Here is a 25,103-nt window from a genome sequence, read left to right as displayed (position 1 = left end):
ATTCATATCAAAATTCCATCTTTTTCTATTATTTATACTGTGTCGCAATATTGATACCGGACAATCTCATGTCAGTAAGTTCTTTTAACCGACGCTGGGCGACGGTGATCCTTGAAGCCCTGACCCGCCATGGTGTCAGGCACGTGTGTATTGCACCCGGTTCCCGCTCTACGCCGCTGACCCTTGCGGCAGCTGAAAACCGGACGTTTATTCATCACACCCATTTTGATGAGCGCGGTTTAGGCCACCTGGCGCTGGGGCTGGCAAAAGTCAGTAAAGAGCCCGTGGCGGTGATTGTTACATCCGGTACGGCGGTGGCTAACCTCTACCCGGCAATTATTGAAGCCGGGTTAACCGGTGAAAAATTGATCCTGCTAACCGCCGATCGCCCGCCAGAGCTTATTGACTGCGGCGCAAATCAGGCCATTCGTCAGCCGGGTATTTTTGCGTCTCATCCTTCGCAGAGTATTTCGTTGCCGCGCCCAACCCAGGACATCCCGGCAAGCTGGCTGGTATCGACGCTCGATCACGCGATGGGCACGCTGCGCGGTGGGGCATTGCATATCAACTGTCCGTTTGCCGAGCCGCTGTATGGCGAGCTGGATGACACTGGGCTTGAATGGCAGCAGACACTTGGCGACTGGTGGAACAGTGAAAAAACCTGGCTGCGCGAACAGACTCATCTGGAAAGCGCGAAGCAGCGTGACTGGTTCTTCTGGCGGCAAAAGCGCGGTGTGGTCATTGCCGGGCGCATGAGCGCGGCAGAAGGCAGGCAGGTGGCTGAATGGGCACAAACCCTCGGCTGGCCGCTGATTGGCGATGTCCTTTCACAAACCGGGCAGCCGCTGCCGTGCGCCGATCTCTGGCTGGGTAACGCAAAAGCGGTTACCGAGTTGGCGCAAGCGCAAATTGTCGTCCAGATTGGCTCCAGCCTCACGGGAAAACGCGTCTTGCAGTGGCAGGCCGCCTGTGAGCCGGAAGAGTACTGGCTGGTGGACCCGCTGGAAGGGCGGCTTGACCCGGCGCACCATCGTGGCCGTCGTCTGGTCAGCAGTATTGATACCTGGCTGGAACTTCACCCCGCAGAAAAACGTAAACCCTGGGCGGTGGAAATCCCCGAGCTTTCTCGCCAGGCGTGGGAGTTAACCAAATCACAGTGCGAAGGCTTTGGCGAAGCCGGGCTTGCGCATCGCATTCGTCAGTATCTGCCAGAGCAGGGGCAGCTGTTTGTCGGCAATAGCCTGGTGGTGCGCCTGATTGATGCATTCTCTAAGCTGCCTGCCGGATACCCGGTTTACAGCAACCGTGGCGCTAGCGGGATTGACGGGCTTATCTCTACGGCGGCGGGCGTGCAGCGCGCCAGCGCGAAATCGACTCTGGCGGTGGTGGGTGATCTCTCTGCACTTTACGATCTCAACGCGTTGGCGTTATTGCGCCAGGCTTCGGCTCCGTTTGTGCTGATTGTGGTGAACAACAATGGCGGGCAGATTTTCTCGTTACTGCCCACGCCGCAGAGTGAGCGCGAACAGTTCTATCTGATGCCGCAGAATGTGCAGTTTGAACACGCGGCGGCGATGTTCAGCCTGAAATATCACCGCCCGGAAAGCTGGTCAGAGCTGGAAACCGCGCTGAGTAGCGCATGGCGTCAGCCGGGTGCAACGTTGATTGAGCTGGTGGTGAATGATTCCGCCGGGGCACAGCAGCTGCAAAGTCTGTTGGCACAGGTAAGCCACCTGTGATCCTTGCGGGTGCGCAGCAGGCCGGAAAGCCAGGAACTCCCTGGCTGGTCTTTTTACATGGATTTTCAGGCGATTGCCGCGAGTGGCAGGCCGTCGGGGAATCGCTGTGCGACTCTCCCCGACTGTATCTTGATCTGCCCGGGCACGGGGGATCTGCGCATATCACTGTCTCTGGTTTTGAAGCGGTTAACGCGTTACTGGAAAATACCCTTCTTAGTTACAACATACTTAACTATTGGCTGGTGGGGTACTCTCTCGGCGGCCGCATTGCGATGTGCCATGCGGCTCAGCAACCTGCGGGGCTGTGTGGTTTGATTGTCGAAGGTGGGCATCCGGGGTTGCAAAATGCCGAAGAACGCAATGCCCGACGTCAGTCCGACGGGCGCTGGGCAACGCGTTTTCGCCAGCAGCCACTTGAGTCTGTTTTTGCCGACTGGTATCAACAGCCTGTCTTTGCGTCCCTCACTGACGCACAACGTCATGACCTGATTATGCTGCGCCGCCAGAACCGCGGTGCACAGCTGGCGGATATGCTTGAGGCAACCTCGCTTGCCGTCCAGCCCGATTTGCGAGCAGAACTTCGCGCCTGCGATGTCCCTTTTCACTATTTATATGGTGAACGTGATGAAAAGTTTGCCGCCATCGCGCGCGAACTGGATGCCGTTTGCCATGTGATCCCTAATGCCGGACACAACGCCCACCGGGAAAACCCGGCCGCGGTTGCTGCGAGTCTGGCTCAGATACTGCGTCTTCGAATAAAGGACTCTCTATGATCTATCCTGATGAACAAATGCTCTATACACCGGTTGAATGGCAAGACTGCTCCGAAGGCTACACCGACATTCGTTACCACAAATCCGCTGACGGCATTGCCAAAATCACGATTAATCGCCCGCAGGTACGTAACGCCTTCCGTCCGCTGACCGTCAAAGAGATGATTCAGGCGCTGGCCGATGCGCGCTATGACGACAATATCGGGGTAATCGTTCTGACCGGCGAAGGTGACAAAGCATTCTGCGCCGGTGGCGATCAGAAAGTGCGTGGCGACTACGGCGGATATCAGGATGATGCGGGTACGCATCACCTGAACGTGCTCGATTTCCAGCGTCAGATCCGCACCTGCCCGAAACCGGTTGTTGCGATGGTGGCGGGTTACTCCATCGGTGGCGGCCACGTGCTGCACATGATGTGCGACCTGACTATTGCCGCTGAAAACGCCATCTTCGGCCAGACTGGCCCGAAAGTCGGCTCTTTCGACGGTGGCTGGGGCGCCTCCTATATGGCGCGTATCGTTGGGCAGAAAAAAGCCCGTGAGATCTGGTTCCTGTGCCGTCAGTACAATGCCCAGGAAGCTCTCGATATGGGGCTGGTTAACACCGTTGTACCGAACGCTGACCTCGAAAAAGAGACTGTGCGCTGGTGCCGCGAGATGCTGCAAAACAGCCCAATGGCACTGCGTTGCCTGAAAGCCGCTCTGAACGCCGACTGCGACGGCCAGGCCGGTTTACAGGAGCTGGCGGGTAACGCCACCATGCTGTTCTACATGACCGAAGAAGGTCAGGAAGGACGCAACGCGTTTAACGAAAAACGCCAGCCAGACTTCAGCAAATACAAACGGAATCCATAATGCGTCGCGCGCAGGTTTATCGCTGGCAGATACCCATGGACGCGGGCGTGGTGCTGCGTGAACGGCGGTTAAAAACCCGTGACGGATTTTTCGTTTACTTACAGCAGGGCGACAATCACGGGTGGGGTGAAGTGTCACCGCTTCCGGGCTTTAGCCTGGAATCGCTGGATGACGCTCAGGCGGCGTTGCTGGCCTGGGTGAACGAATGGCGTGCGGGAGTTGATCCCGCGTTGCCTGACGTGCCTTCTGCGGCGTTCGGGATAAGCTGCACGCTGGCAGAGCTTGACGGCAGTCTGCCTGCCGATGCGGACTACCGCACAGCCCCCCTGTGTACCGGCGATCCTGATGAACTGTTTGCGCTACTCTCGGCCATGCCCGGCGAGAAAGTGGCGAAAATTAAAGTCGGATTATATGAAGCGGTGCGCGACGGAATGGTGGCTAACCTGCTGCTGGAAGCCATCCCCGACTTGCGTCTGCGTCTGGATGCCAATCGCGCCTGGACGCCGCTTAAGGCGCAGCAGTTTGCAAAGTACGTCAATCCTGCGTATCGCGACCGTATCGCCTTTCTGGAAGAACCGTGTAAAACCCGTGACGATTCGCGAGCCTTTGCCCAGGATACGGGGATCGCGATTGCCTGGGATGAAAGCCTGCGTGAGCCAGATTTTGTGTTTGCGGCGGAACCGGGCGTCAGCGCGGTGGTGATTAAGCCCATGCTGACCGGCAGCCTGGAAAAAGTACGCGAGCAGGTTTCTGCGGCACATGCCCTGGGAATGACGGCGGTGATCAGCTCGTCCATTGAATCCAGTCTTGGCCTGACGCAACTGGCGCGCATTGCCGCATGGTTAACGCCACACACCGTTCCCGGGCTGGATACGCTAAACCTGATGCAGGCGCAGCTTATCCGCCAGTGGCCTGGCAGCACGCTGCCGTGCCTGGGTGTTGAGGCGCTGGAGACGCTGCGATGAGTTTTAGTGACTGGCCGTGGCGGCACTGGCGTGCACAATTTGCCGATAAACCGGCGCTGCGCTTAGACGACAGCGTCCTCAGTTGGGCGATGTTGTGCGCGCGTATCGATAGCCTTGCAGCCGGCTTTCATCAGCAAGGGGTAAAAGGGGGCGATGGCGTCATGCTGCTCGCCCATAACCATCCGCAGACGTTACTGGCATGGCTGGCGCTGCTGCAATGCGGTGCCCGTATTCTGCCTGTTAATCCACAGTTGCCGCGCCCACTGCTGGATGTGTTGATCCCACAGATGACGCTTCGCTTTGCGCTGGTGCTGGACGCAACCTATGACGGACTTCCGCCACTACAGATGGAGGATAGGTCTGGCGACGATGCGGTGATGTGGCAGCCTGAGCGTCTGGCTTCCATGACGCTGACGTCTGGCTCCACCGGATTACCCAAAGCGGCGGTGCATACCTGTGCTGCCCATCTTGCCAGCGCACGTGGCGTGTTGTCGTTAATGCCGTATGGCGATGAGGACGACTGGCTGCTGTCGTTGCCGCTTTTTCATGTTTCCGGCCAGGGGATCTTGTGGCGCTGGTTGCTCTCAGGGGCGCGCTTAACCGTGCGGGAAAAACAGCCGCTGGAGCAGGCATTACAGGGGTGCACTCATGCTTCACTGGTGCCCACACAGCTCTGGCGTCTGCTCAATGTCCCGCATCATATTGCGCTGAAAGCAGTTTTACTCGGCGGGGCGGCAATCCCTGTTGAGCTGACGCATAAAGCGCGGGAGCAGGGGATCCGCACGTTCTGCGGCTACGGCCTGACCGAATTTGCCTCTACCGTTTGTGCTAAAGAGGCCGACGGTGAGCCGGATGTCGGTGTCGCCCTGCCGGGCAGGGACGTGCAGGTGGTGGAAGGTGAAGTCTGGGTCAGGGCGCAGAGTATGGCCGCAGGCTACTGGCGAGACGGCGCGCTGATCCCGCTCACCAACGGTCAGGGCTGGTTTGCCACCCGCGATCGTGGGGAGTTGCATAACGGCAGGCTGTCCATCCTTGGGCGTATGGATAATCTCTTTTTCAGCGGTGGTGAAGGGGTTCAGCCGGAATCACTGGAGCGTGTTATCGCCACCCATCCGCAGATAAGCCAGGTGTTTGTCGTCCCGCTGGATGACGCCGAATTTGGCCAGCGTCCGGTGGCGGTAGTGGAATGCGAGCCGGGCACGGATATTACGCTTTTCCCTGACTGGATAAGAGATAAGCTGGCGCGTTTCCAGCAGCCCGTGCGCTGGCTGGCGTTGCCTGCAGAGCTAAAAAATGGCGGCATTAAGGTTTCGCGCCGCGCATTGCAGCAGTGGGTCAATGCAACCTTAAAGGGATAGCCACACCTGCCAGAGTATCAAATAGTTACAATCTTCTTGTCTGGCGCACGCAGAGTGCTTGATCCCAGAGAGACTCGGTTTAAAATCTCGCGGTTTTGGGACATCTCTAATTAAACGGTGTGGGATCACGACAATGAAAAAAGTGGCATTACTGGGCCTCAGCGGCCTTATTTTTGTTTCTGCGGCGGCTAACGCCATCAGCTTTAACGGCTCGGCGGGTCAGGATTACACCCACCTGGGCTTTGGCCTGGGCACGGAAAGCTCCGGCCTGGCAATGACCGGCGGCTGGACGCATAACGACGACGATGGCGATGCGGCAAGCCTCGGCCTGGGTCTGAACATTCCTCTGGGACCATTCCTGGCGACCGTAGGCGGCAAAGGCGTTTACACCAATCCAAATGACGGTGATGAAGGCTACGCGGCGGCTGTGGGTGGCGGTTTGCAGTGGAAAATCGGCGACAGCTTCGGCCTGTTCGGCGAGTACTACTACTCTCCGGATTCGCTTTCCAGCGGCATTGAGAGCTATGAAGAAGCCAACGCCGGTGCGCGCTGGACTATCATGCGTCCGATCACGATTGAAGCAGGCTACCGTTACCTGAATCTGGCAGGTAAAGATGGCAATCGCGACAACGCCCTGGCCGATGGCCCGTATGTGGGTGTCAGCGCAGGCTTCTAATCTCTTTGGCGCGGTGTTCTGCCGCGCCAGTTTCTCTTCCCACCTATGCTCATTGCGTTATAGTGTTTTGACCATAGAAGTGGGAGAACACAATGATAAGCGTGGAAATGTTATCCACTGGCGACGAAGTGCTGCATGGACAAATTATTGATACCAATGCTGCCTGGCTGGCCGATTTATTCTTTGAGCAAGGATTACCGTTAACGCGCCGCAATACAGTGGGCGACAATCTTGAGTCACTGGTGAATATTCTGCGCGAACGCAGTGAACACGCCGATGTACTGATTGTGAACGGCGGGCTTGGCCCCACCAGTGATGATTTAAGCGCGCTGGCCGCCGCCACGGCCAAAGGCGAAGGCCTGGTGATGCATGAAGAGTGGCTCACTCAGATGGAGCGCTTCTTCACAGAACGCGGTAGGGTCATGGCCCCTAGCAACCGCAAGCAGGCTGAAATTCCCGCCAGCGCCGAACTGGTGGATAATCCGGTAGGCACCGCCTGCGGATTTGCCATCAAACTGAACCGTTGCCTGATGTTCTTCACACCGGGTGTCCCTTCTGAATTTAAAGTCATGGTGGAGCAGCAAATTCTGCCGCGCCTGCGCGAGCGCTTTACGCTGCCTGAACCGCCGCTGTGCTTGCGCCTGACCACCTTTGGCCGCTCTGAAAGCGATCTGGCGCAAAGCCTTGATCACCTGCAACTGCCGCCTGGCGTGTCGATGGGCTACCGCTCCTCAATGCCGATTATCGAGCTCAAACTGACGGGGCCGGCTACGCAAAAAGCGGCCATGCTGGCGCTGTGGCCAGAAGTACAGCGTGTGGCGGGTGAAAGCCTGATTTTTGAAGGGACAGAAGGGCTGCCCGCGCAAATTGCCCGCAGTCTGCAATCCCGCCAACTGAGCGTCACCTTAAGCGAACAGTTCACCGGCGGATTGCTGGCATTGCAGCTTTCCAGAGCCGAAGCACCGCTGCTGGCCAGCGAGGTTGTACCGTTCCAGCAAGAGACGCTGGCGCAAACGGCGCACTGGGCGTCTGAGCGCAGGGTGAATCATTTTGCCGGGCTGGCGCTTGCCATCGGCGGGATTGACGATGACCACCTTAACTTTGCGCTCGCCACCCCGGAAGGGGCGCACGCGCTGCGGGTGAAAATGAGCATTACCCGCCACAGTTTAGCCGTGCGTCAGGAGGTGTGCGCCATGATGGCGCTGAACATGCTGCGCCGCTGGCTGAACGGAAAAGAGGTAGCCAGCGAACACGGCTGGATCAACGTCGTCGAGTCGATGTTTATCGGGTAACACCTTTGCCGGGGTGAACGCACCCCGGCACTGTTTACCCCAGTGCTTTAGCCAACAAGGTAATAGGGTGTTCGCAACGTTTGCTGGTGGACATCTCAATCTGCCATTTACAGGTTTCGCAGTCGGTCACCACCAAATCCGCACCGCTCTCTTCAATCTGGCGGAACAAGGGCGCCCCAATCGCCTGCGATGTTTCGTAGTTTTCACTTTTGAACCCGTACGTTCCCGCGATACCACAACAACGTGAATCCAGCACCGTCAGTTCCAGTCCTGGGATCAGGCGCAACAGTTCGAGCGTATAGAGCGACCATCCCATTTTTTCCATGTGGCAGGGAGTGTGATAGACCACTTTCAGCGGTAATTTGCCCAGCGGCAGAGTCTGTCCGCTATCGAGCTTGCGCCACAGAAAACGGGTCGCCAGTTCGATGTGTTCACGCAGACCGCTGTTATCCACATCCAGCACGTGCGGATACTCATCGCGTAGCGTGAAGGTACAGGTGGAAGAGGTCGCCAGCACCGGAATACCTTTATCGACAATCGCCTCACGAAGCGACGTGACATTGCTTTTGGCCTGTTTACGTGCTTTATCGGTAAAACCGTTGGCAATCAACGGCACGCCGCAGCACTTCTCTTTGCTCAGCAGCTGCACGCCGGTGCCCATCGCATTCAGCACTTTCAGCAGATCTTTCCCCAGTTGCGGATGGTTGTAATTCACGTAGCAACCGTGGAAGAAGGCCACCTGTTCGGCAAACTGCGCCTGTTCTGCCGCCACGGATTTGTACCATCGCCGGAAAGTGCCGTGGGAATACTTCGGCAGGCTACGATGGTGATCGATCTTAAGCGTGGCATCCAGCAGCTGGCGCACCGGTTTGAGCGATGTGGCGGCATTTACCAGCGGAGCGAAAGGCGTTGAGACACTGCCCATCAGGTCGGTATGGCTGAGAATGGCATCGCGCAGCGTCGGCTTTTGCCGGCTGTAGCGCGCCCGCGCCCGCTGAATGATGTCGCCAATGTTGACATCTGACGGGCAGGCCACTTCACAGCGTTTGCAGTTGATACAGTACTTCAGCGCTTCATCGTACAGTGCACCATCTTTCAGGCGCAGGCGTTCACCGTCTGGCCCGGCCTGTTTTGGCCCCGGATAGGCAGGGTTAACGCCGCTTACCGGGCAAACCGTGGTGCAGACCGTACATTTAATGCAGCTTTCAAAATGGGTGTCGTTCATTGTTCCGCCTCCGCGCGCTGGCAAATCTGTTCTGCAACACTGAGCGCCGTAATGGCACAAACACCGCCGCCACAGCCCTGGGCGATGGGATCGTATCCGCCCAGAATGGAACCGATGGCGTAGAGATTATCGATGGACGCGCCTGACAACTGCGGGCGCAGGGTGTTATCGACAATGACGCCGAACTGCTGCCAGGGCTGTGGAGTGAAGAAATCGCTCTGATACCAGTCGGCACGGGACGTGCTTTGCCGGACATCCAGCCCCAGAATGGCTTCGCGGATGCCGGTGCGGCTGCTTAACAGCCCATTGCTGAAGAAACTCCCGCTGGCGAGTACGGCAAAACGGGTACGCAGGGGAATATCAGCATGGTTTCGGGTCCAGACTTCACTGACTGCGTCGTCTTTCAGGGTGATATTTTTCACCTCATCTCCCGCCATCCAGATACCGCCCTGGGCGATGAACTGGCGTTGCAACTGGTTATGCAAACGAATGCCAGGCACGGACGGAGGCAGTGTGGGAAGTAAACCAACAGGGCATGGGAGACGGTCCGACAGCCAGCGCCAGAGCCGGTTGTCCGTTAAGCCAAAGCAGGCGGGCATAAACAGAGTGTCGTATTTTTCGCTGAGGGGTTTAAGCGCTTCAAACAGCAGCGGCCATTTGTCTTCGTTATCAAGCAGCCTGGCGATGTTGACCGCCCGAAATTCGCTCGGGTTTTCCCGCAGAACATCCAGTTCGGGCAGCTCGATTTCCGCCGTGTCGGCGCTGATACCCTGCTGGTTAAGCGAGGCCGCAGCAAGATGCGGCTGGAAATCGAGAAAACCGCTGATACCCACCACCAGCACGAGTCTGGCTTTGAATGGCGCGACGGGAACCTCTTCCGGGCTAAGCCAGGCACTACGCAGCGTGCCGAGCGGCGTCACCCGCTGATGGTTGAGCTGGGCGCTGCCCTGTAAGCGCGCGCCGCAAGCCGCCAGCAGGGTTTCGGTTTGATGGGCAAAACGGGCAACATTTTGCGCGCCAATCAGGGTGTAAGGGTGTTCAGGCGGCAGATTGTCGAGGGCTTTTAGCGGCGTGTGGACCAGCGAGCCGTCAGGCAACGCGCCCAGCAGATCCAGAGAGCCTGAAGAGAAGTGCAGGGCACTTTGGCCGCGAGTAATAATCGCACAGCGCAGGCCCTGCTGTGTCAGCCGGATACCGCAAAGCACACCTGCCAGCCCGCCGCCAACGATAACCGTATCAAATTTCATCGTGTTGTTCCTTCTCCAGACCGCAAAGCCCCTGGTAGACCCAGCGGGTGAATTCGCTTTCGCGCAGGGCATCGCCCCAGGCAACAGGCTGAATGCCTTTCCAGCGTTCGTTTAAAAAATCGCTGAGCTGAGCAAGCGACTGGGTTGAGGTGGTGGCGTGAAAACGTTGCAGCAGCCCGGCCGCGCGGCAGGCGCAAAGCTCGCCCTGACAGGTCCCCATGCCGACGCGCGTGCGGCGGCGTAAATCGAGCAGGTTATTCACCGTCAGGTTTTCAACCGCGTACTGCACTTCACCAGCGGTCACCGCCTCGCACTCGCACACCAGGCTTCGGCTAAGTCGCCCCTCACCGAGCCACGCTGGTGTCCGGTCACCGTGGCGATAGACCGCAGACCCACGCAGTGGCGCGGGCAATGAGATGATTTTTTGCAGCGTTTTTTCGGTGGATTGCTGTGATCCAGGGAGGGGCCTCTCTGCGGTAACGCAGGGCTCAGTATTGCCCAGTTTGCGACACACGGCGTCTGTGGCCCACTGCGCCATCAGACGGTAGGTCATCAGTTTACCGCCGGTGATGGTAATAAAGCCTTCCATGCCGTCGCGCTGTGCGTGATCGAGCAGCACAATGCCACGGCTGACGTTACGACCGCTGGGGTCGTTATCACTGGCAACCAGTGGGCGTACACCAGCATAAGCACGAAGAATACGAGTGCGGGCCATTACCGGGGCCAGCTTTTCCCCTTCGCGCAGCAGAATATCGACCTCTTCGGCGGTCACCCGGTTGTAATCAATCTCGCTGTAGTCAACGTGGGTTGAGGTGGTGCCAATCAACGAGATTGTGTCACCCGGCACCAGAATATCGGCGTCAGACGGTTTACGGCAGCGGTTAATGACATGGTTATTGATGCGGTGATCGAGGATCAGCAGCGAGCCTTTGGCCGGGAACATGCGGATGGATAAGTCGGCATATTCTGCAATGCGCTGCCCCCAGATCCCCGCCGCATTGACCACCACGGGAGCATACAGTTCGCTGTATTCATTATATTGCGGGTCAAACACCCGCACGCCGCACACGCTATCTCCCTTGCGGATAAGGCCAGTGACTTCATGTCCGGTCAGGATGCGGGCGCCATGCTCACGGGCATCCAGCATATTGGCGGCCGTGAGACGAAACGGATCCACGGTGCCGTCGGGGACTTTAACAGCACCCATCAGCGCCGGGTTTACAGAAGGCTCAAGGCGACGCGCCATGGCGGGATCTATCGCTTCGGCGTGAATACCCGCGGCAGTACAGGCCGTAAGAAAGGTGTGCTGGAACGCGAGATCATCTTCGGGAAGGGTGATGAACAGGCCATCGGTCGGTTCAATACAGTGGCGGGCGATGCGTTTGAGGATCTGGTTTTCGGCAATACACTCGCGCGCAGATTCACCGTCTGTGACGGCATACCGCGCGCCGCTGTGCAGCAAACCATGATTACGCCCGGTTGCGCCCGTTGCGATATCGTGACGCTCGAGTAGCGTCACATTTAACCCTCGCAGGGCGCAGTCGCGTGCGATACCTGCACCTGTTGCCCCACCGCCAATGATAATCACATCGCTATAGCGGGGATCGTGAATTGTCATTGTCTTCCCTCATGTTCGTTTTTTTACCATTTAGCCACATCAATTCTGTGGTTTGTTTGATTTCGAACATAATCGAGCAAGAATCGAAAGTGAAGCGTGATTTCATGCGCTTTTTTGCGCATCCTGTTATATTTCTGTAACAATCTGTGCGTTGTTTCACAGTAACAATCACTGTGATTTTTTAACATCGCCGCCTCTCTGGAGTTAGGGGGTAGATAACCCTCTGAAAATTCAAATACGGCCACGGAGGCTATCATGCTCAGTATCTTCAAACCTGCCCCGCATCGGGCGCGTCTGCCAGAGGCAGAAATCGATCCGCTTTACCGTCGCCTGCGTTGGCAAATCTTCCTCGGGATTTTCTTCGGGTACGCGGCTTACTATCTGGTACGTAAGAACTTTGCGCTCGCCATGCCGTATCTGGTAGAGCAGGGCTTCTCGCGCGGTGACCTGGGGTTCGCGCTGTCCGGGATTTCAATTGCCTACGGTTTTTCTAAATTCATTATGGGGTCGGTGTCGGATCGCTCGAATCCGCGCGTTTTCTTGCCTGCCGGTCTGATTCTGGCGGCCGCAGTGATGTTGTTTATGGGCTTTGTGCCATGGGCGACGTCGAGCATTGCCGTTATGTTTGTGCTGCTGTTCCTGTGCGGCTGGTTCCAGGGGATGGGGTGGCCGCCGTGCGGACGTACCATGGTGCACTGGTGGTCGCAGAAAGAACGTGGCGGCATCGTGTCGGTGTGGAACTGTGCGCATAACGTGGGTGGCGGTATTCCGCCGCTGCTGTTCCTGCTGGGGATGGCCTGGTTCAACGACTGGAAAGCCGCGCTCTACATGCCTGCCTTTGGCGCAATTGTGGTAGCCATTTTTGCCTTCGCGCTGATGCGCGATACGCCGCAGTCCTGCGGTCTGCCAGCGATTGAAGAGTATAAAAATGACTACCCGGATGATTACAGCGAGCAACACGAAGAAGAGCTGACGGCGAAACAGATCTTCATGAAGTATGTGCTGCCCAATAAACTGCTGTGGTACATCGCAGTGGCGAACGTGTTTGTCTACCTGCTGCGTTACGGCATCCTCGACTGGTCGCCAACTTACCTGAAAGAGGTTAAGCACTTCGCGCTGGATAAATCTTCCTGGGCTTACTTCCTGTATGAATATGCCGGGATCCCAGGCACGCTGCTGTGTGGGTGGATGTCGGACAAAGTGTTCAGAGGCAACCGTGGTGCCACGGGCGTGTTCTTTATGACCCTGGTGACCATCGCTACCGTGGTTTACTGGCTCAACCCGCCGGGCAACCCGGGAGTGGATATGGCCTGTATGATCGTAATTGGCTTCCTGATTTATGGCCCGGTGATGCTGATTGGCCTTCACGCGCTGGAGCTGGCACCGAAAAAAGCGGCAGGGACGGCAGCAGGCTTTACCGGGCTGTTTGGTTATCTGGGCGGCTCGGTCGCGGCGAGCGCCATTGTGGGCTATACCGTTGACTTCTTCGGCTGGGATGGCGGCTTTATGGTGATGATTGGCGGTAGCGTGCTGGCAGTACTGCTGCTGATTGTTGTGATGATTGGTGAAAAACGTCACCACGCTGAAGTGCTGGCGCGTCGTCGATAAGGAATATTACGATGAAATTGACGCAACTTGCGACCGGCCTGTTGCTGGCCGGTCTGATAACAGGCTCCGCACTGGCAGCCGATAAGATTGTTATTGCCCACCGTGGCGCGAGCGGCTACCTGCCGGAACACACGCTGCCGGCGAAAGCGATGGCCTATGCGCAGGGCGCGGATTACCTGGAGCAGGATCTGGTGATGACGAAGGACGACCAACTGGTTGTCCTGCATGACCACTATCTTGACCGTGTGACAGATGTGGCCGAACGTTTCCCGGATCGCGCCCGTAAAGACGGGCGCTATTACGCCATCGACTTCACGCTGGCGGAGATTCGCTCGCTGAAATTTACCGAAGGCTTTGAGATTGAAAACGGCAAGAAAGTGCAGGTCTATCCGGGACGTTTCCCGATGGGCAAATCTGATTTCCGCATTCATACCTTCGAAGAGGAGATAGAGTTTGTTCAGGGGCTGAACCACTCGACGGGCAAAAACATTGGCATCTACCCGGAAATAAAAGCGCCGTGGTTCCATCATCAGGAAGGGAAGGACATTGCTGCCAGAACGCTGGAGGTACTGAAGAAGTACGGCTACACCAGCAAGCAGGACAAAGTCTATCTGCAATGTTTTGATGCCGCTGAACTGAAGCGCATTAAAACCGAGCTGGAGCCAAAAATGGGGATGAACCTCAATCTGGTGCAGCTGATTGCGTATACCGACTGGAATGAAACCCAGGAGAAACAGCCAGACGGGAAGTGGGTGAACTACAACTACGACTGGATGTTTAAGCCAGGTGCGATGAAGCAGATTGCGCAGTACGCCGACGGCATCGGGCCGGATTACCATATGCTGGTGGCTGAAGGTTCAACGCCGGGCCACGTGAAGCTGACGGCGATGGTGAAAGAATCACACGCCAGCAAGATGCAGGTACATCCGTATACGGTGCGTGCAGACCAGTTGCCAGAGTATGCGACGGACGTAAACCAGCTTTACGACGTGTTGTATAACCAGGCGGGTGTGGACGGGTTGTTTACGGATTTCCCGGATAAAGCAGTAACGTTCTTAAAATAGAAAAAGGGCCGTAAGGCCCTTTTTTTACATCTCGATTTCGATATCGCCTTTTGCCCGGCAGCAGCAGGGCAAAATTTCCCCTTCGTTGATAAAGGCCAGCGGTTCGGTCAGCCAGTCGACCTGGCCTGCGACCAGGCGGCAGCGGCAGGAGCCGCAATACCCGGCACGACACTGGTACTCTACCTCAACCTGATGCGCTTCAAGCGCCACCAGCAGAGAAGGGTGCTCTTCCTGGCACAGCACTTCTGTACCAGAAAGACTGAGCGTTACGCGTGTCATCAGAGCTGGAAGTTGCTCAGGTCGTCAGTATCCACTTCAGCGTCAATCTGACCGACAAGATAAGAACTCACTTCCACTTCCTGCGGCGCAACCTGCACGTTATCGGATACCAGCCAGGTGTTGATCCATGGGATCGGGTTGGAGCGGGTCTGGAACGGCAGATCAAGGCCAACAGCCTGCATACGGATGTTGGTAATGTACTCAACATACTGGCACAGAATGTCTTTGTTCAGGCCGATCATGGAGCCATCGCGGAACAGGTAATCTGCCCACTCTTTCTCTTGCTGTGCGGCCAGTACAAACAGGTCGTAGCACTCCTGTTTGCACTCTTCGGCGATTTCCGCCATTTCCGGGTCGTCCGCGCCGCTGCGCAGCAGGTTCAGCATATGCTGAGTGCCGGTCAGGTGCAGGGCTTCGTCACGGGCGATCAGACGGATGATTTTAGCGTTACCTTCCATCAGCTTGCGCTCAGCGAAAGCGAAGGAGCAGGCGAAGCTTACGTAGAAGCGAATGGCTTCCAGCGCGTTTACGCTCATCAGGCACAGGTACAGTTGCTTTTTCAGTGCGCGCAGGTTCACGGTAATGGTTTTGCCATTCACGTTGTGTGTGCCTTCGCCCAGCAGATGCCAGTAGCTGGTCATCTCGATAAGCTCATCGTAGTAGTGCGCAATACCTTCCGCACGTTTCTGGATCTGCTCGTTGGTGACGATATCGTCAAACACCACCGCAGGATCGTTAACGATATTGCGGATGATATGGGTGTAAGAGCGGGAGTGGATCGTCTCTGAGAACGCCCAGGTTTCAACCCAGGTTTCCAGCTCTGGAATCGAGATCAGCGGCAGCAGCGCTACGTTCGGGCTACGACCCTGAATAGAGTCCAGCAGCGTCTGGTACTTCAGGTTGCTGAGGAAGATATGCTTTTCGTGATCCGGCAGCGCCTGGAAATCAATACGATCGCGGGAAACGTCAACTTCTTCCGGGCGCCAGAAGAAGGAGAGTTGCTTTTCGATCAGCTTTTCGAAGATGTCATATTTTTGCTGATCGTAGCGTGCCACGTTGACCGGCTGGCCGAAGAACATCGGCTCTTTGAGCTGGTCGTTTTTCGTCTGTGAAAAGGTGGTATATGCCATGAATGTGTCCTGTGGTGTTATTTCCCCCTCACCCCGGCCCTCTCCCACAGGGAGAGGGGGAAAGAGTTCCCTCTCCCTGTGGGAGAGGGTTAGGGTGAGGGGATTTATTAGATCTTACATGCGCCGCTTTCGCAGCCATCGTCCTGAATTGACGGTACCATGTCGTCCTGGGCGTCTTCAGCACCATCACGGGTGTTGTGATAGTACAGGGTTTTCACGCCAAATTTATAGGCAGTGAGCAGGTCTTTCAGCAGTTGCTGCATCGGAACCTTGCCAGACGGGAAGCGCGTTGGGTCATAGTTGGTATTCGCAGAGATCGACTGGTCGATAAACTTCTGCATGATACCCACCAGCTGCAGGTAACCGTCGTTGTTTGGCATTTCCCACAGCAGCTCGTAGTTGTTGCCCAGCGTTTCGTAATCTGGCACCACCTGACGCAGAACGCCGTCTTTCGATGCTTTGATGCTCACATGGCCGCGTGGTGGCTCAATACCGTTGGTGGCGTTAGAGATCTGCGAAGAGGTCTCGGACGGCATCAGGGCAGAGAGCGTAGAGTTACGCAGGCCGTGCGTTTTGATGGACTCGCGCAAACCTTCCCAGTCGAGGTGCAGCGGTTCGCTGACGATCGCATCCAGGTCTTTCTTATAGGTGTCGATTGGCAGAATGCCTTTCGCGTAAGTGGTTTCGTTAAACCACGGACACGCACCTTGCTCTTTCGCCAGCTCGTTGGACGCTTTCATCAGGTAATACTGAATTGCTTCAAACGTCTGGTGGGTCAGGTTGTTGGCGCTGCCGTCAGAGTAACGCTTGCCGTTTTTCGCCAGCCAGTAGGCGAAGTTGATCACGCCAATACCCAGGGTACGACGACCCATTGCGCCACGTTTTGCCGCCGGGATTGGGTAATCCTGGTAATCCAGCAGGGCATCGAGTGCGCGTACAGCCAGCACAGCCAGCTCTTCCAGCTCGTCCAGGCTCTTAATGGCACCCAGGTTGAAAGCAGACAGCGTACACAGCGCAATTTCACCGTTTTCGTCGTTTACATCGTCCAGCGGTTTGGTTGGCAGGGCGATTTCCAGGCACAGGTTAGACTGGCGCACTGGCGCAACAGCCGGGTCGAACGGGCTGTGAGTGTTGCAGTGGTCAACGTTCTGAATGTAGATACGGCCAGTAGAGGCACGTTCCTGCATCATCAGAGAGAACAGGTCTACCGCTTTCACGCGTTGCTTACGGATGCTGTCGTCTTTTTCGTATTTGGTGTACAGACGCTCAAACTCATCCTGATCGGCGAAGAAGGCATCGTACAGGCCCGGGACGTCGGACGGGCTGAACAGGGTGATCTCTTCACCTTTCAGCAGACGGGTGTACATCAGTTTGTTGATCTGCACGCCGTAGTCCATGTGGCGCACGCGGTTGCCTTCAACACCACGGTTGTTTTTCAGTACCAGCAGGCTTTCAACTTCCAGATGCCACATTGGGTAGAACAGGGTTGCTGCACCACCACGCACGCCGCCCTGAGAGCAGGATTTCACTGCCGTCTGGAAGTGCTTATAGAACGGGATACAGCCGGTGTGGAACGCTTCGCCGCCGCGAATTGGGCTACCCAGGGCACGAATACGACCGGCGTTGATACCGATACCGGCACGCTGGGAGACGTATTTCACAATGGCGCTGGAGGTGGCGTTGATGGAATCCAGGCTGTCGCCACACTCGATCAGTACGCAGGAGCTGAACTGACGGGTAGGGGTGCGCACGCCAGACATGATTGGCGTTGGCAGAGAAATCTTGAACGTCGACACCGCATCGTAGAAACGCTTCACGTATTCCAGACGGGTATCACGCGGATAGTTAGAGAACAGGCAGGCAGCAACCAGAATATAGAGGAACTGGGCGCTCTCGTAGATTTCGCCGGTTACACGGTTCTGAACCAGGTATTTGCCTTCAAGCTGTTTCACTGCCGCATAGGAGAAGTTCATATCGCGCCAGTGATCGATAAACCCGTTCATCTGCTCGAACTCTTCTTCCGTGTAGTCTTCCAGCAGATGCGTGTCGTATTTGCCTAACTCAACCATTTTCACAACGTGGTCAAACAGCGCTGGCGGCTCAAACTGGCCGTAGGCTTTTTTACGCAGGTGGAAAATGGCCAGGCGTGCAGCCAGGTACTGATAATCCGGTGCTTCGCGGGAGATCAGATCTGCCGCTGCTTTGATGATGGTTTCGTGAATATCAGACGTTTTGATGCCGTCGTAGAACTGGATATGGGAACGCAGTTCAACCTGGGAAATAGATACGTTGTTCAGTCCTTCTGCTGCCCAGTCGAGAACTCGATGGATTTTGTCCAGATTGATACGCTCGGTAGTACCGTCGCGTTTTGTCACCAGCAGACTCTGATTCATGTGGGTTTTTACCTGTCCGTGAAATAAAAAAATATCCCCCGTTTATCCACAGGGCTGCCTTGTGACTAACTCTGTGGATAAATACTACATATAGGGGGTTTGCGATAAGAAAAACGCTATATGGTGAGTATTCTAGTATCGAATCATTTCAGCACAAGGGTTGATTTTGACGTTAAATTGAGGTTGTGAAAGGGTAAAAAAGCCTAAGTCCTCGTACCGTAAGGCCTGGAAGACATGTCAATAATTTAGAAAAAAAATTCAAAATTTGATCGAGTGCTGATTTCTTCAACGGGAGGTCAAAATTGCGCAACATGATGTCGCGCAATCTTTATAAGATTATTTGATGACGTTAGTCATTTTTGGCTGTTGTATGCAACATATAGTTAACATCAACACCCGGGGCGAGCTTGAATTTGTCTGTTAATGGATTGTAATGCAGACCCGTGATGTGCTGCTCTTTGAGCCATGTGTGATCCACCCAGCTCAGTAATTCAGCAGGCTTGATGAATTTCTTCACATCATGTGTCCCTTTCGGCACCATGCGCAGGACATATTCTGCACCGACCACGGCCATCAGCCAGGCTTTACCGTTACGGTTAATGGTGGAGAAAAACACCTGGCCGCCGGGTTTAACCAGTTTTGCACAGGCATTCACCACCGACTGTGGGTCGGGTACGTGTTCGAGCATCTCCATGCAGGTCACCACATCGTACTGATGGGCGTGCTTCGCTGCATGTTCCTCGACAGTTTCTTGCACATACTCGACCTGCACACCGGACTCCAGCGCGTGCAAGCGCGCAACCTGCAAAGGTTCAAACCCCATGTCCAGGCCGGTAACTGTTGCTCCTTCGCGTGCCATGCTTTCCGCCAGGATGCCGCCGCCACAACCAACATCGAGCACTTTTTTCCCGAACAGGCCGCCGGAACGCTCCGCGATATAGCCCAGACGCAGCGGGTTAATACGGTGCAGAGGTTTAAACTCACCTTCGAGATCCCACCAGCGGGACGCCACCGCTTCGAATTTGGCAATCTCTTCATGGTCAACGTTGTGAGCCACCGGGGATTTTTCGGCATTCATGGACGCTTTTACTCCGTAATTTAAAGACGGGGCAGTATATCAGGATAATAAACCAAATTGGTTTATAACCCTGTGGGTGTGTTATAATTTGCGACCTTTGAATCCGGGATACAGTAGAGGGATAGCGGTTAGATGAGCGACCTTGCGAGAGAAATTACACCGGTTAACATCGAGGAAGAGCTGAAGAGCTCCTATCTGGACTATGCGATGTCGGTCATTGTTGGCCGTGCGCTGCCGGACGTCCGCGATGGCCTTAAGCCGGTACACCGTCGCGTACTATACGCCATGAACGTATTGGGCAATGACTGGAATAAAGCCTATAAAAAATCTGCCCGTGTCGTGGGTGACGTTATCGGTAAATATCACCCGCATGGTGATACTGCCGTTTATGACACGATCGTCCGTATGGCGCAGCCATTCTCCCTGCGTTACATGCTGGTAGATGGACAGGGTAACTTTGGTTCGGTCGACGGCGACTCCGCCGCGGCGATGCGTTATACGGAAATCCGTATGTCGAAAATCGCCCATGAGCTGATGGCCGACCTGGAAAAAGAGACCGTTGATTTCGTCGATAACTACGACGGCACCGAACGCATCCCAGACGTCATGCCAACCAAGATCCCGAACCTGTTGGTTAACGGTTCGTCCGGTATCGCCGTCGGGATGGCAACCAACATCCCACCGCATAACATCACGGAAGTGATCAACGGCTGCCTGGCCTTTATCGACGATGAAGAGATCAGCATTGAAGGGCTGATGGAACACATCCCGGGGCCGGACTTCCCGACGGCGGCGATCATCAACGGTCGTCGTGGTATCGAAGAAGCGTATCGCACCGGTCGCGGCAAGATCTACATCCGTGCCCGCGCCGAAGTAGAAGCCGACGCCAAAACCGGCCGTGAAACCATTATTGTTCACGAGATCCCGTATCAGGTGAACAAGGCTCGTCTGATTGAGAAAATCGCCGAGCTGGTAAAAGAAAAACGTGTTGAAGGTATCAGCGCGCTGCGTGACGAGTCTGACAAAGACGGGATGCGCATCGTGATTGAAATCAAACGCGACGCGGTGGGTGAGGTTGTTCTGAACAACCTGTATTCCCAGACTCAGCTTCAGGTCTCCTTCGGTATCAACATGGTCGCACTGCACCATGGTCAGCCGAAGATCATGAACCTGAAAGAGATCCTGAGCGCGTTCGTGCGTCACCGCCGTGAAGTGGTGACTCGCCGTACTATTTTCGAACTGCGTAAAGCGCGCGATCGTGCGCACATCCTTGAAGCGCTGGCCGTTGCTCTGGCTAACATCGATCCGATCATCGAGTTGATCCGTCGTGCGCCGACGCCAGCTGAAGCGAAAGCCTCTCTGATTGCGCGTCCGTGGGAGCTGGGTAACGTATCGGCAATGCTGGAACGTGCGGGCGATGACGCTGCGCGTCCTGAGTGGCTGGAGCCAGAATTTGGCGTGCGTGACGGTCAGTATTACCTGACTGAACAGCAGGCCCAGGCCATTCTGGATCTGCGTTTGCAGAAACTGACCGGCCTTGAGCATGAAAAACTGCTCGACGAGTACAAAGAGCTGCTGGAGCAGATTGCTGAGCTGCTGCATATCCTGGGTAGCGCAGATCGCCTGATGGAAGTGATCCGTGAAGAGCTGGAGCTGGTCCGCGATCAGTTCGGCGATGAGCGTCGCACCGAAATCACCGCGAATACAGCGGACATCAACATCGAAGACCTGATCAACCAGGAAGACGTTGTTGTTACCCTGTCTCACCAGGGTTATGTGAAGTATCAGCCGTTGACCGACTACGAAGCACAGCGTCGTGGTGGTAAAGGTAAATCTGCGGCACGCATTAAAGAAGAAGACTTTATCGACCGCCTGCTGGTGGCCAACACCCATGACACGATCCTCTGCTTCTCCAGCCGTGGTCGTCTGTACTGGATGAAAGTGTATCAGTTGCCAGAAGCGAGCCGTGGCGCGCGTGGTCGTCCGATAGTCAACCTGCTGCCGCTGGAAGCGAACGAGCGTATCACCGCTATTCTGCCAGTACGTGAGTATGCGGAAGGCGTGAACGTCTTTATGGCGACTGCAAGCGGTACCGTGAAGAAAACCGCACTGACCGAGTTCAGCCGTCCACGTTCTGCCGGTATTATCGCGGTGAATCTGAACGAAGGCGATGAACTGATTGGCGTGGATCTGACCTCCGGTTCTGATGAAGTGATGCTGTTCTCCGCCGCCGGTAAGGTGGTGCGCTTTAAAGAGAACGCGGTACGTGCGATGGGTCGTACGGCGACCGGCGTTCGTGGGATCAAACTGGCGGGCGAAGACTCCGTGGTTTCCCTGATCGTTCCGCGCGGTGAAGGTGCAATCCTGACCGTGACGCAGAACGGCTATGGTAAACGTACAGCGGAAACTGAATATCCGACCAAGTCCCGTGGCACGCAGGGCGTTATCTCTATCAAAGTGACCGAGCGCAACGGTTCCGTTGTGGGCGCGGTTCAGGTAGATGATACCGACCAGATCATGATGATCACCGATGCCGGTACGCTGGTGCGTACACGTGTTTCCGAGATCAGCGTGGTTGGCCGTAACACCCAGGGCGTTATCCTCATCCGTACTGCGGAAGATGAAAACGTCGTGGGTCTGCAACGTGTGGCAGAGCCAGTGGATGACGAAGAGCTCGACTCTATCGACGGTAGCGCAGCTGAAGGCGATGATGAAATCGCGCCAGAAGCCGACACCGACGATGATGCAGCGGATGACGCTGAAGAGTAATGTCTCCTGATGCAAAAAGGGCCGGATTCCGGCCCTTTTCTTTTTCAGATGCAGACAAGTGAACGTTGCGACAAGGCGCGTTTACCGCTACCTTAAACCACATTCTTTTTGACCCCGACGGCGGAGCCTCGCCCCCTTGAAATACCTCGTTTCCTTTCGTACCACGCTAAAAGTTTCTCGCTATCTGTTCCGGGCGTTGGCGCTTTTGCTTTGGTTGCTGGTGGCCCTGTTCTCGGTGTTTTACATCGTAAACGCGCTACACCAGAAAGAATCTGAGATCCGCCAGGAGTTCAATCTCAGTTCCGATCAGGCTCAGCGTTATATTCAGCGCACCTCTGATGTGATGAAAGAGCTGAAGTACATCGCTGAAAACCGCCTGACGGCGGAAAACGGGGTGCTTGCCACGCGCGGGCGTAATGACAAAACGGAAGTGCCGGACTTCGAACCTTTGTTCCCGGACTCTGACTGCTCTGCAATGGGCAACACCTGGCGAGGGTCACTGGAATCACTGGCCTGGTTTATGCGCTACTGGCGCGATAATTTTTCTGCCGCCTATGATCTTAATCGCGTCTTCCTGATAGGCAGCGACAACCTGTGTATGGCTGATTTCGGTCTGCGTGATGTTCCGGTTGAGCGCGATGACGCTCTGAAAAGCTTGCATGAACGGATCGTGAAGTACCGTAATGCGCCGCAGGACGAGCGCGGCAACAATCTTTTCTGGATAAGCCAGGGGCCGCGTATGGGCGTGGGTTATTTCTATGCCCTGACGCCGGTCTATCTGGGGAATCGCTTACAGGCACTGCTGGGCATTGAACAAACCATCCGTATGGAGAACTTCTTCACTCCTGGCAGCCTGCCGATGGGCGTGACCGTTCTGGATGAAAATGGCCATGCCCTGATTTCACTGACCGGGCCGGAAAACCGGTTAAAAGTCGATTCCCACTGGATGCAGGAACGTTCCTGGTTTGGCTATACGTCTGGTTTTCGTGAGCTGGTGCTGAAGAAAAGTTTACCCCCGTCTTCGCTCAGCATTGTTTACTCCGTGCCAGTGGACATGGTGCTTGAGCGGATTCGAATCCTTATCCTCAACGCCATTATTCTTAATGTCCTGGTCGGGATTGCGCTGTTTACACTGGCGCGTATGTACGAGCGGAAAATCTTTATCCCGGCGGAAATTGACGCGCAGAGGCTGGAAGAGCACGAGCAATTTAACCGTAAGATTGTTGCTTCCGCCCCGGTGGGTATCTGTATTCTGCGCACCCAGGATGGTACGAACATCCTCAGTAACGAGCTGGCGCATAACTACCTGAACATGCTGACGCATGAAGACAGGCAACGGTTGACGCAGATTATCTGTGGGCAACAGGTTAACTTTGTGGATGTGCTGACCAGCACCCATACCAACCTGCAAATCAGTTTCGTCCATTCCCGCTATCGCAATGAAAACGTGGCGATTTGTGTACTGGTGGATGTTTCTGCCCGCGTGAAAATGGAAGAGTCATTGCAGGAGATGGCCCAGGCGGCAGAGCAGGCCAGCCAGTCGAAATCCATGTTCCTTGCGACAGTCAGCCATGAACTGCGAACCCCGCTGTACGGGATCATCGGTAACCTCGATCTTCTGCAAACCAAAGAGTTGCCAAACGGCGTTGAGCGCCTGGTGACGGCAATGAACAACTCGTCGAGCCTGCTGCTGAAAATCATCAGTGATATCCTCGACTTCTCCAAAATTGAATCTGAGCAACTGAAAATTGAGCCGCGCGAGTTCTCCCCGCGTGAAGTGATGAACCACATCAGCGCCAACTACATGCCGCTGGTGGTACGCAAACAGCTCGGACTTTACTGCTTTATCGAACCGGATGTGCCGCTGACGCTACAGGGCGATCCGATGCGTTTACAGCAGGTGATTTCTAACCTGCTGAGCAATGCCATTAAGTTTACCGACATCGGGTGTATTGTGCTGCATGTCGGCCACGATGGGGATTACCTGAGCATTCGCGTGCGTGATACGGGGGTGGGGATCCCGGCAAAGGAAGTCGTTCGCCTGTTTGACCCGTTCTTCCAGGTCGGTACCGGTGTGCAGCGTAACTTCCAGGGCACAGGGCTGGGGCTGGCGATTTGTGAAAAATTGATCAGCATGATGGACGGCGATATCTCCGTAGACACCGAACCCGGCATGGGGAGCCAGTTCACCATCCGTATTCCGCTCTATTCGGCGCAGTACCCGGTGAAATCAACGCTGGATGGGCTGAACGGCAAGCGCTGCTGGCTGTTCGTTCACAACGCCTCGTTGCATGATTTCCTGGTATCATTGCTGAGCAACAGCGGGATGCGGGTTTCTCGTTATGAAGGGCAAACGCCGGACGCTGACGATATACTGGTCACCGATGACGAGCTGGAACAGGCCTGGACGGGAAGAGGCGTGGTCACGTTCTGCCGTCGTCATATCGGCATCCCGCTTGAACGCGCTCCCGGGGAATGGATCCACAGTGTCGCCACGCCGCATGAAATTTTGGGGCTGCTGGCGCGTATTTACAGCGTTCAGCTGGAAGACAGCGAAGGGGCTGCGGCGCTGCCGTCACCAGAATCTCTGGCGTCTAAGAACGACGATATGATGATTCTGGTGGTGGACGATCACCCAATTAACCGTCGACTGCTTGCCGACCAGTTGGGCTCTCTGGGTTACCAGTGTAAAACCGCCAATGACGGCGTGGATGCCCTGAATGTCCTGAGTAAAAACCACATCGATATCGTGTTAAGCGACGTCAACATGCCGAACATGGACGGTTATCGCCTGACGCAGCGTATTCGCCAGCTTGGCCTGACTCTGCCGGTGGTGGGGGTGACGGCAAATGCGCTGGCGGAAGAGAAACAGCGCTGTCTGGAATCCGGCATGGATAGCTGTCTGTCGAAACCGGTGACGCTGGACGTGCTCAAGCAGACGTTGTCAATTTATGCAGATCGCGTGAGAAAAACGCGGAAATAAAAAAAGGCCCGTAAGGGCCTTTTTGTTTGTTCTCCCTCACCCACTGGGAGAG

General features: G+C 55.7%; 18 protein-coding genes. 11 read left to right on the top strand and 7 right to left on the bottom strand.

Annotated elements, in window-relative coordinates:
- Nucleotides 1-68: 68 nt before the first annotated feature.
- From menD to ACT9TW_RS21145, 7 genes are all read left to right on the top strand, one after another.
- Nucleotides 69-1,739 carry a 2-succinyl-5-enolpyruvyl-6-hydroxy-3-cyclohexene-1-carboxylic-acid synthase gene (menD, locus tag ACT9TW_RS21175; protein ID WP_446493620.1) on the top strand — a complete coding sequence of 557 codons (1,671 nt, stop codon included), beginning with the start codon at nucleotides 69-71 and terminating at the stop codon, nucleotides 1,737-1,739.
- On the top strand, nucleotides 1,736-2,512 hold the full coding sequence (menH, locus tag ACT9TW_RS21170; RefSeq protein WP_446493619.1) for a 2-succinyl-6-hydroxy-2,4-cyclohexadiene-1-carboxylate synthase: 777 nt from the start codon (nucleotides 1,736-1,738) through the stop codon (nucleotides 2,510-2,512). The genes menD and menH overlap by 4 nt, the downstream gene beginning before the upstream one ends.
- Nucleotides 2,509-3,366, top strand: coding sequence for a 1,4-dihydroxy-2-naphthoyl-CoA synthase (gene menB / locus ACT9TW_RS21165; protein ID WP_446493618.1), 858 nt, complete (start codon nucleotides 2,509-2,511; stop codon nucleotides 3,364-3,366). The genes menH and menB overlap by 4 nt, the downstream gene beginning before the upstream one ends.
- The gene (gene menC, locus ACT9TW_RS21160) at nucleotides 3,366-4,331 is read left to right on the top strand and encodes an o-succinylbenzoate synthase (RefSeq protein WP_446493617.1); all 966 of its coding nucleotides are present in this window, start codon (nucleotides 3,366-3,368) and stop codon (nucleotides 4,329-4,331) included. The genes menB and menC overlap by 1 nt, the downstream gene beginning before the upstream one ends.
- Complete coding sequence (menE, locus tag ACT9TW_RS21155) at nucleotides 4,328-5,689, top strand: o-succinylbenzoate--CoA ligase (protein WP_446493616.1); 1,362 nt, start codon at nucleotides 4,328-4,330, stop codon at nucleotides 5,687-5,689. The genes menC and menE overlap by 4 nt, the downstream gene beginning before the upstream one ends.
- Nucleotides 5,690-5,822: 133 nt before the next feature.
- Nucleotides 5,823-6,365 (top strand): YfaZ family outer membrane protein, encoded by a 543-nt coding sequence (locus ACT9TW_RS21150; RefSeq protein WP_182061846.1) that lies wholly within the window; start codon nucleotides 5,823-5,825, stop codon nucleotides 6,363-6,365.
- 92 nt (nucleotides 6,366-6,457) lie between these two features.
- Nucleotides 6,458-7,657, top strand: a complete 1,200-nt coding sequence (locus ACT9TW_RS21145) for a nicotinamide mononucleotide deamidase-related protein YfaY (RefSeq protein WP_446493615.1) — start codon at nucleotides 6,458-6,460, stop codon at nucleotides 7,655-7,657.
- Nucleotides 7,658-7,691: 34 nt separating this feature from the next.
- Here ACT9TW_RS21145 and glpC read toward each other — a convergent pair whose 3' ends face one another.
- From glpC to glpA, 3 genes are read right to left on the bottom strand one after another with little or no spacing between them, the layout of a single operon-like run.
- Nucleotides 7,692-8,882 carry an anaerobic glycerol-3-phosphate dehydrogenase subunit GlpC gene (glpC, locus tag ACT9TW_RS21140; RefSeq protein WP_446493614.1) on the bottom strand — a complete coding sequence of 397 codons (1,191 nt, stop codon included), beginning with the start codon at nucleotides 8,880-8,882 and terminating at the stop codon, nucleotides 7,692-7,694.
- Nucleotides 8,879-10,129 carry a glycerol-3-phosphate dehydrogenase subunit GlpB gene (gene glpB, locus ACT9TW_RS21135; protein ID WP_446493613.1) on the bottom strand — a complete coding sequence of 417 codons (1,251 nt, stop codon included), beginning with the start codon at nucleotides 10,127-10,129 and terminating at the stop codon, nucleotides 8,879-8,881. Before glpB ends, glpC begins: the two co-directional genes overlap by 4 nt.
- Nucleotides 10,119-11,747 carry an anaerobic glycerol-3-phosphate dehydrogenase subunit A gene (glpA, locus tag ACT9TW_RS21130; RefSeq protein WP_446493612.1) on the bottom strand — a complete coding sequence of 543 codons (1,629 nt, stop codon included), beginning with the start codon at nucleotides 11,745-11,747 and terminating at the stop codon, nucleotides 10,119-10,121. The genes glpB and glpA overlap by 11 nt, the downstream gene beginning before the upstream one ends.
- Nucleotides 11,748-12,002: 255 nt before the next feature.
- Between glpA and glpT the strand changes: the two genes are divergently transcribed.
- The gene (gene glpT, locus ACT9TW_RS21125) at nucleotides 12,003-13,355 is read left to right on the top strand and encodes a glycerol-3-phosphate transporter (RefSeq protein WP_182061841.1); all 1,353 of its coding nucleotides are present in this window, start codon (nucleotides 12,003-12,005) and stop codon (nucleotides 13,353-13,355) included.
- Between the two features lie 11 nt (nucleotides 13,356-13,366).
- Nucleotides 13,367-14,419 (top strand): glycerophosphodiester phosphodiesterase, encoded by a 1,053-nt coding sequence (gene glpQ / locus ACT9TW_RS21120; RefSeq protein ID WP_446493611.1) that lies wholly within the window; start codon nucleotides 13,367-13,369, stop codon nucleotides 14,417-14,419.
- A 24-nt stretch (nucleotides 14,420-14,443) separates the two neighbouring features.
- Here glpQ and yfaE read toward each other — a convergent pair whose 3' ends face one another.
- From yfaE to ubiG, 4 genes are all read right to left on the bottom strand, one after another.
- Nucleotides 14,444-14,698 (bottom strand): class I ribonucleotide reductase maintenance protein YfaE, encoded by a 255-nt coding sequence (gene yfaE / locus ACT9TW_RS21115; RefSeq protein ID WP_182061839.1) that lies wholly within the window; start codon nucleotides 14,696-14,698, stop codon nucleotides 14,444-14,446.
- Nucleotides 14,698-15,828, bottom strand: a complete 1,131-nt coding sequence (gene nrdB / locus ACT9TW_RS21110) for a class Ia ribonucleoside-diphosphate reductase subunit beta (RefSeq protein ID WP_182061838.1) — start codon at nucleotides 15,826-15,828, stop codon at nucleotides 14,698-14,700. The genes yfaE and nrdB overlap by 1 nt, the downstream gene beginning before the upstream one ends.
- Nucleotides 15,829-15,935: 107 nt before the next feature.
- Nucleotides 15,936-18,221 (bottom strand): class 1a ribonucleoside-diphosphate reductase subunit alpha, encoded by a 2,286-nt coding sequence (gene nrdA, locus ACT9TW_RS21105; RefSeq protein ID WP_182061837.1) that lies wholly within the window; start codon nucleotides 18,219-18,221, stop codon nucleotides 15,936-15,938.
- 349 nt (nucleotides 18,222-18,570) lie between these two features.
- The gene (ubiG, locus tag ACT9TW_RS21100) at nucleotides 18,571-19,299 is read right to left on the bottom strand and encodes a bifunctional 2-polyprenyl-6-hydroxyphenol methylase/3-demethylubiquinol 3-O-methyltransferase UbiG (protein WP_182061836.1); all 729 of its coding nucleotides are present in this window, start codon (nucleotides 19,297-19,299) and stop codon (nucleotides 18,571-18,573) included.
- Nucleotides 19,300-19,431: 132 nt separating this feature from the next.
- Between ubiG and gyrA the strand changes: the two genes are divergently transcribed.
- Entirely contained in the window at nucleotides 19,432-22,068 is a 2,637-nt protein-coding gene (gyrA, locus tag ACT9TW_RS21095) for a DNA topoisomerase (ATP-hydrolyzing) subunit A (protein WP_395675375.1), read from the top strand.
- A 136-nt stretch (nucleotides 22,069-22,204) separates the two neighbouring features.
- Nucleotides 22,205-25,051, top strand: a complete 2,847-nt coding sequence (gene rcsC, locus ACT9TW_RS21090; protein WP_446493610.1) for a two-component system sensor histidine kinase RcsC — start codon at nucleotides 22,205-22,207, stop codon at nucleotides 25,049-25,051.
- Nucleotides 25,052-25,103 lie beyond the last annotated feature (52 nt).

Source organism: Enterobacter sp. C4G1, assembly GCF_052886895.1.
The sequence above is the reverse complement of the archived record's forward strand: the minus strand, read 5'-3'. Positions and strand labels throughout refer to the sequence as shown.

Bases quoted from the DNA above. Each gene is read 5' to 3' on its own strand.
- nrdA (WP_182061837.1), bottom strand. From the start codon at position 18,221: ATGAATCAGAGTCTGCTGGTGACAAAACGCGACGGTACTACCGAGCGT.
- glpT (WP_182061841.1), top strand. From the start codon at position 12,003: ATGCTCAGTATCTTCAAACCTGCCCCGCATCGGGCGCGTCTGCCAGAG.
- glpC (WP_446493614.1), bottom strand. From the start codon at position 8,882: ATGAACGACACCCATTTTGAAAGCTGCATTAAATGTACGGTCTGCACC.
- menC (WP_446493617.1), top strand. From the start codon at position 3,366: ATGCGTCGCGCGCAGGTTTATCGCTGGCAGATACCCATGGACGCGGGC.
- gyrA (WP_395675375.1), top strand. From the start codon at position 19,432: ATGAGCGACCTTGCGAGAGAAATTACACCGGTTAACATCGAGGAAGAG.
- glpB (WP_446493613.1), bottom strand. From the start codon at position 10,129: ATGAAATTTGATACGGTTATCGTTGGCGGCGGGCTGGCAGGTGTGCTT.
- yfaE (WP_182061839.1), bottom strand. From the start codon at position 14,698: ATGACACGCGTAACGCTCAGTCTTTCTGGTACAGAAGTGCTGTGCCAG.
- glpQ (WP_446493611.1), top strand. From the start codon at position 13,367: ATGAAATTGACGCAACTTGCGACCGGCCTGTTGCTGGCCGGTCTGATA.
- ubiG (WP_182061836.1), bottom strand. From the start codon at position 19,299: ATGAATGCCGAAAAATCCCCGGTGGCTCACAACGTTGACCATGAAGAG.
- nrdB (WP_182061838.1), bottom strand. From the start codon at position 15,828: ATGGCATATACCACCTTTTCACAGACGAAAAACGACCAGCTCAAAGAG.
- glpA (WP_446493612.1), bottom strand. From the start codon at position 11,747: ATGACAATTCACGATCCCCGCTATAGCGATGTGATTATCATTGGCGGT.
- menE (WP_446493616.1), top strand. From the start codon at position 4,328: ATGAGTTTTAGTGACTGGCCGTGGCGGCACTGGCGTGCACAATTTGCC.
- menD (WP_446493620.1), top strand. From the start codon at position 69: ATGTCAGTAAGTTCTTTTAACCGACGCTGGGCGACGGTGATCCTTGAA.
- ACT9TW_RS21145 (WP_446493615.1), top strand. From the start codon at position 6,458: ATGATAAGCGTGGAAATGTTATCCACTGGCGACGAAGTGCTGCATGGA.
- menB (WP_446493618.1), top strand. From the start codon at position 2,509: ATGATCTATCCTGATGAACAAATGCTCTATACACCGGTTGAATGGCAA.
- ACT9TW_RS21150 (WP_182061846.1), top strand. From the start codon at position 5,823: ATGAAAAAAGTGGCATTACTGGGCCTCAGCGGCCTTATTTTTGTTTCT.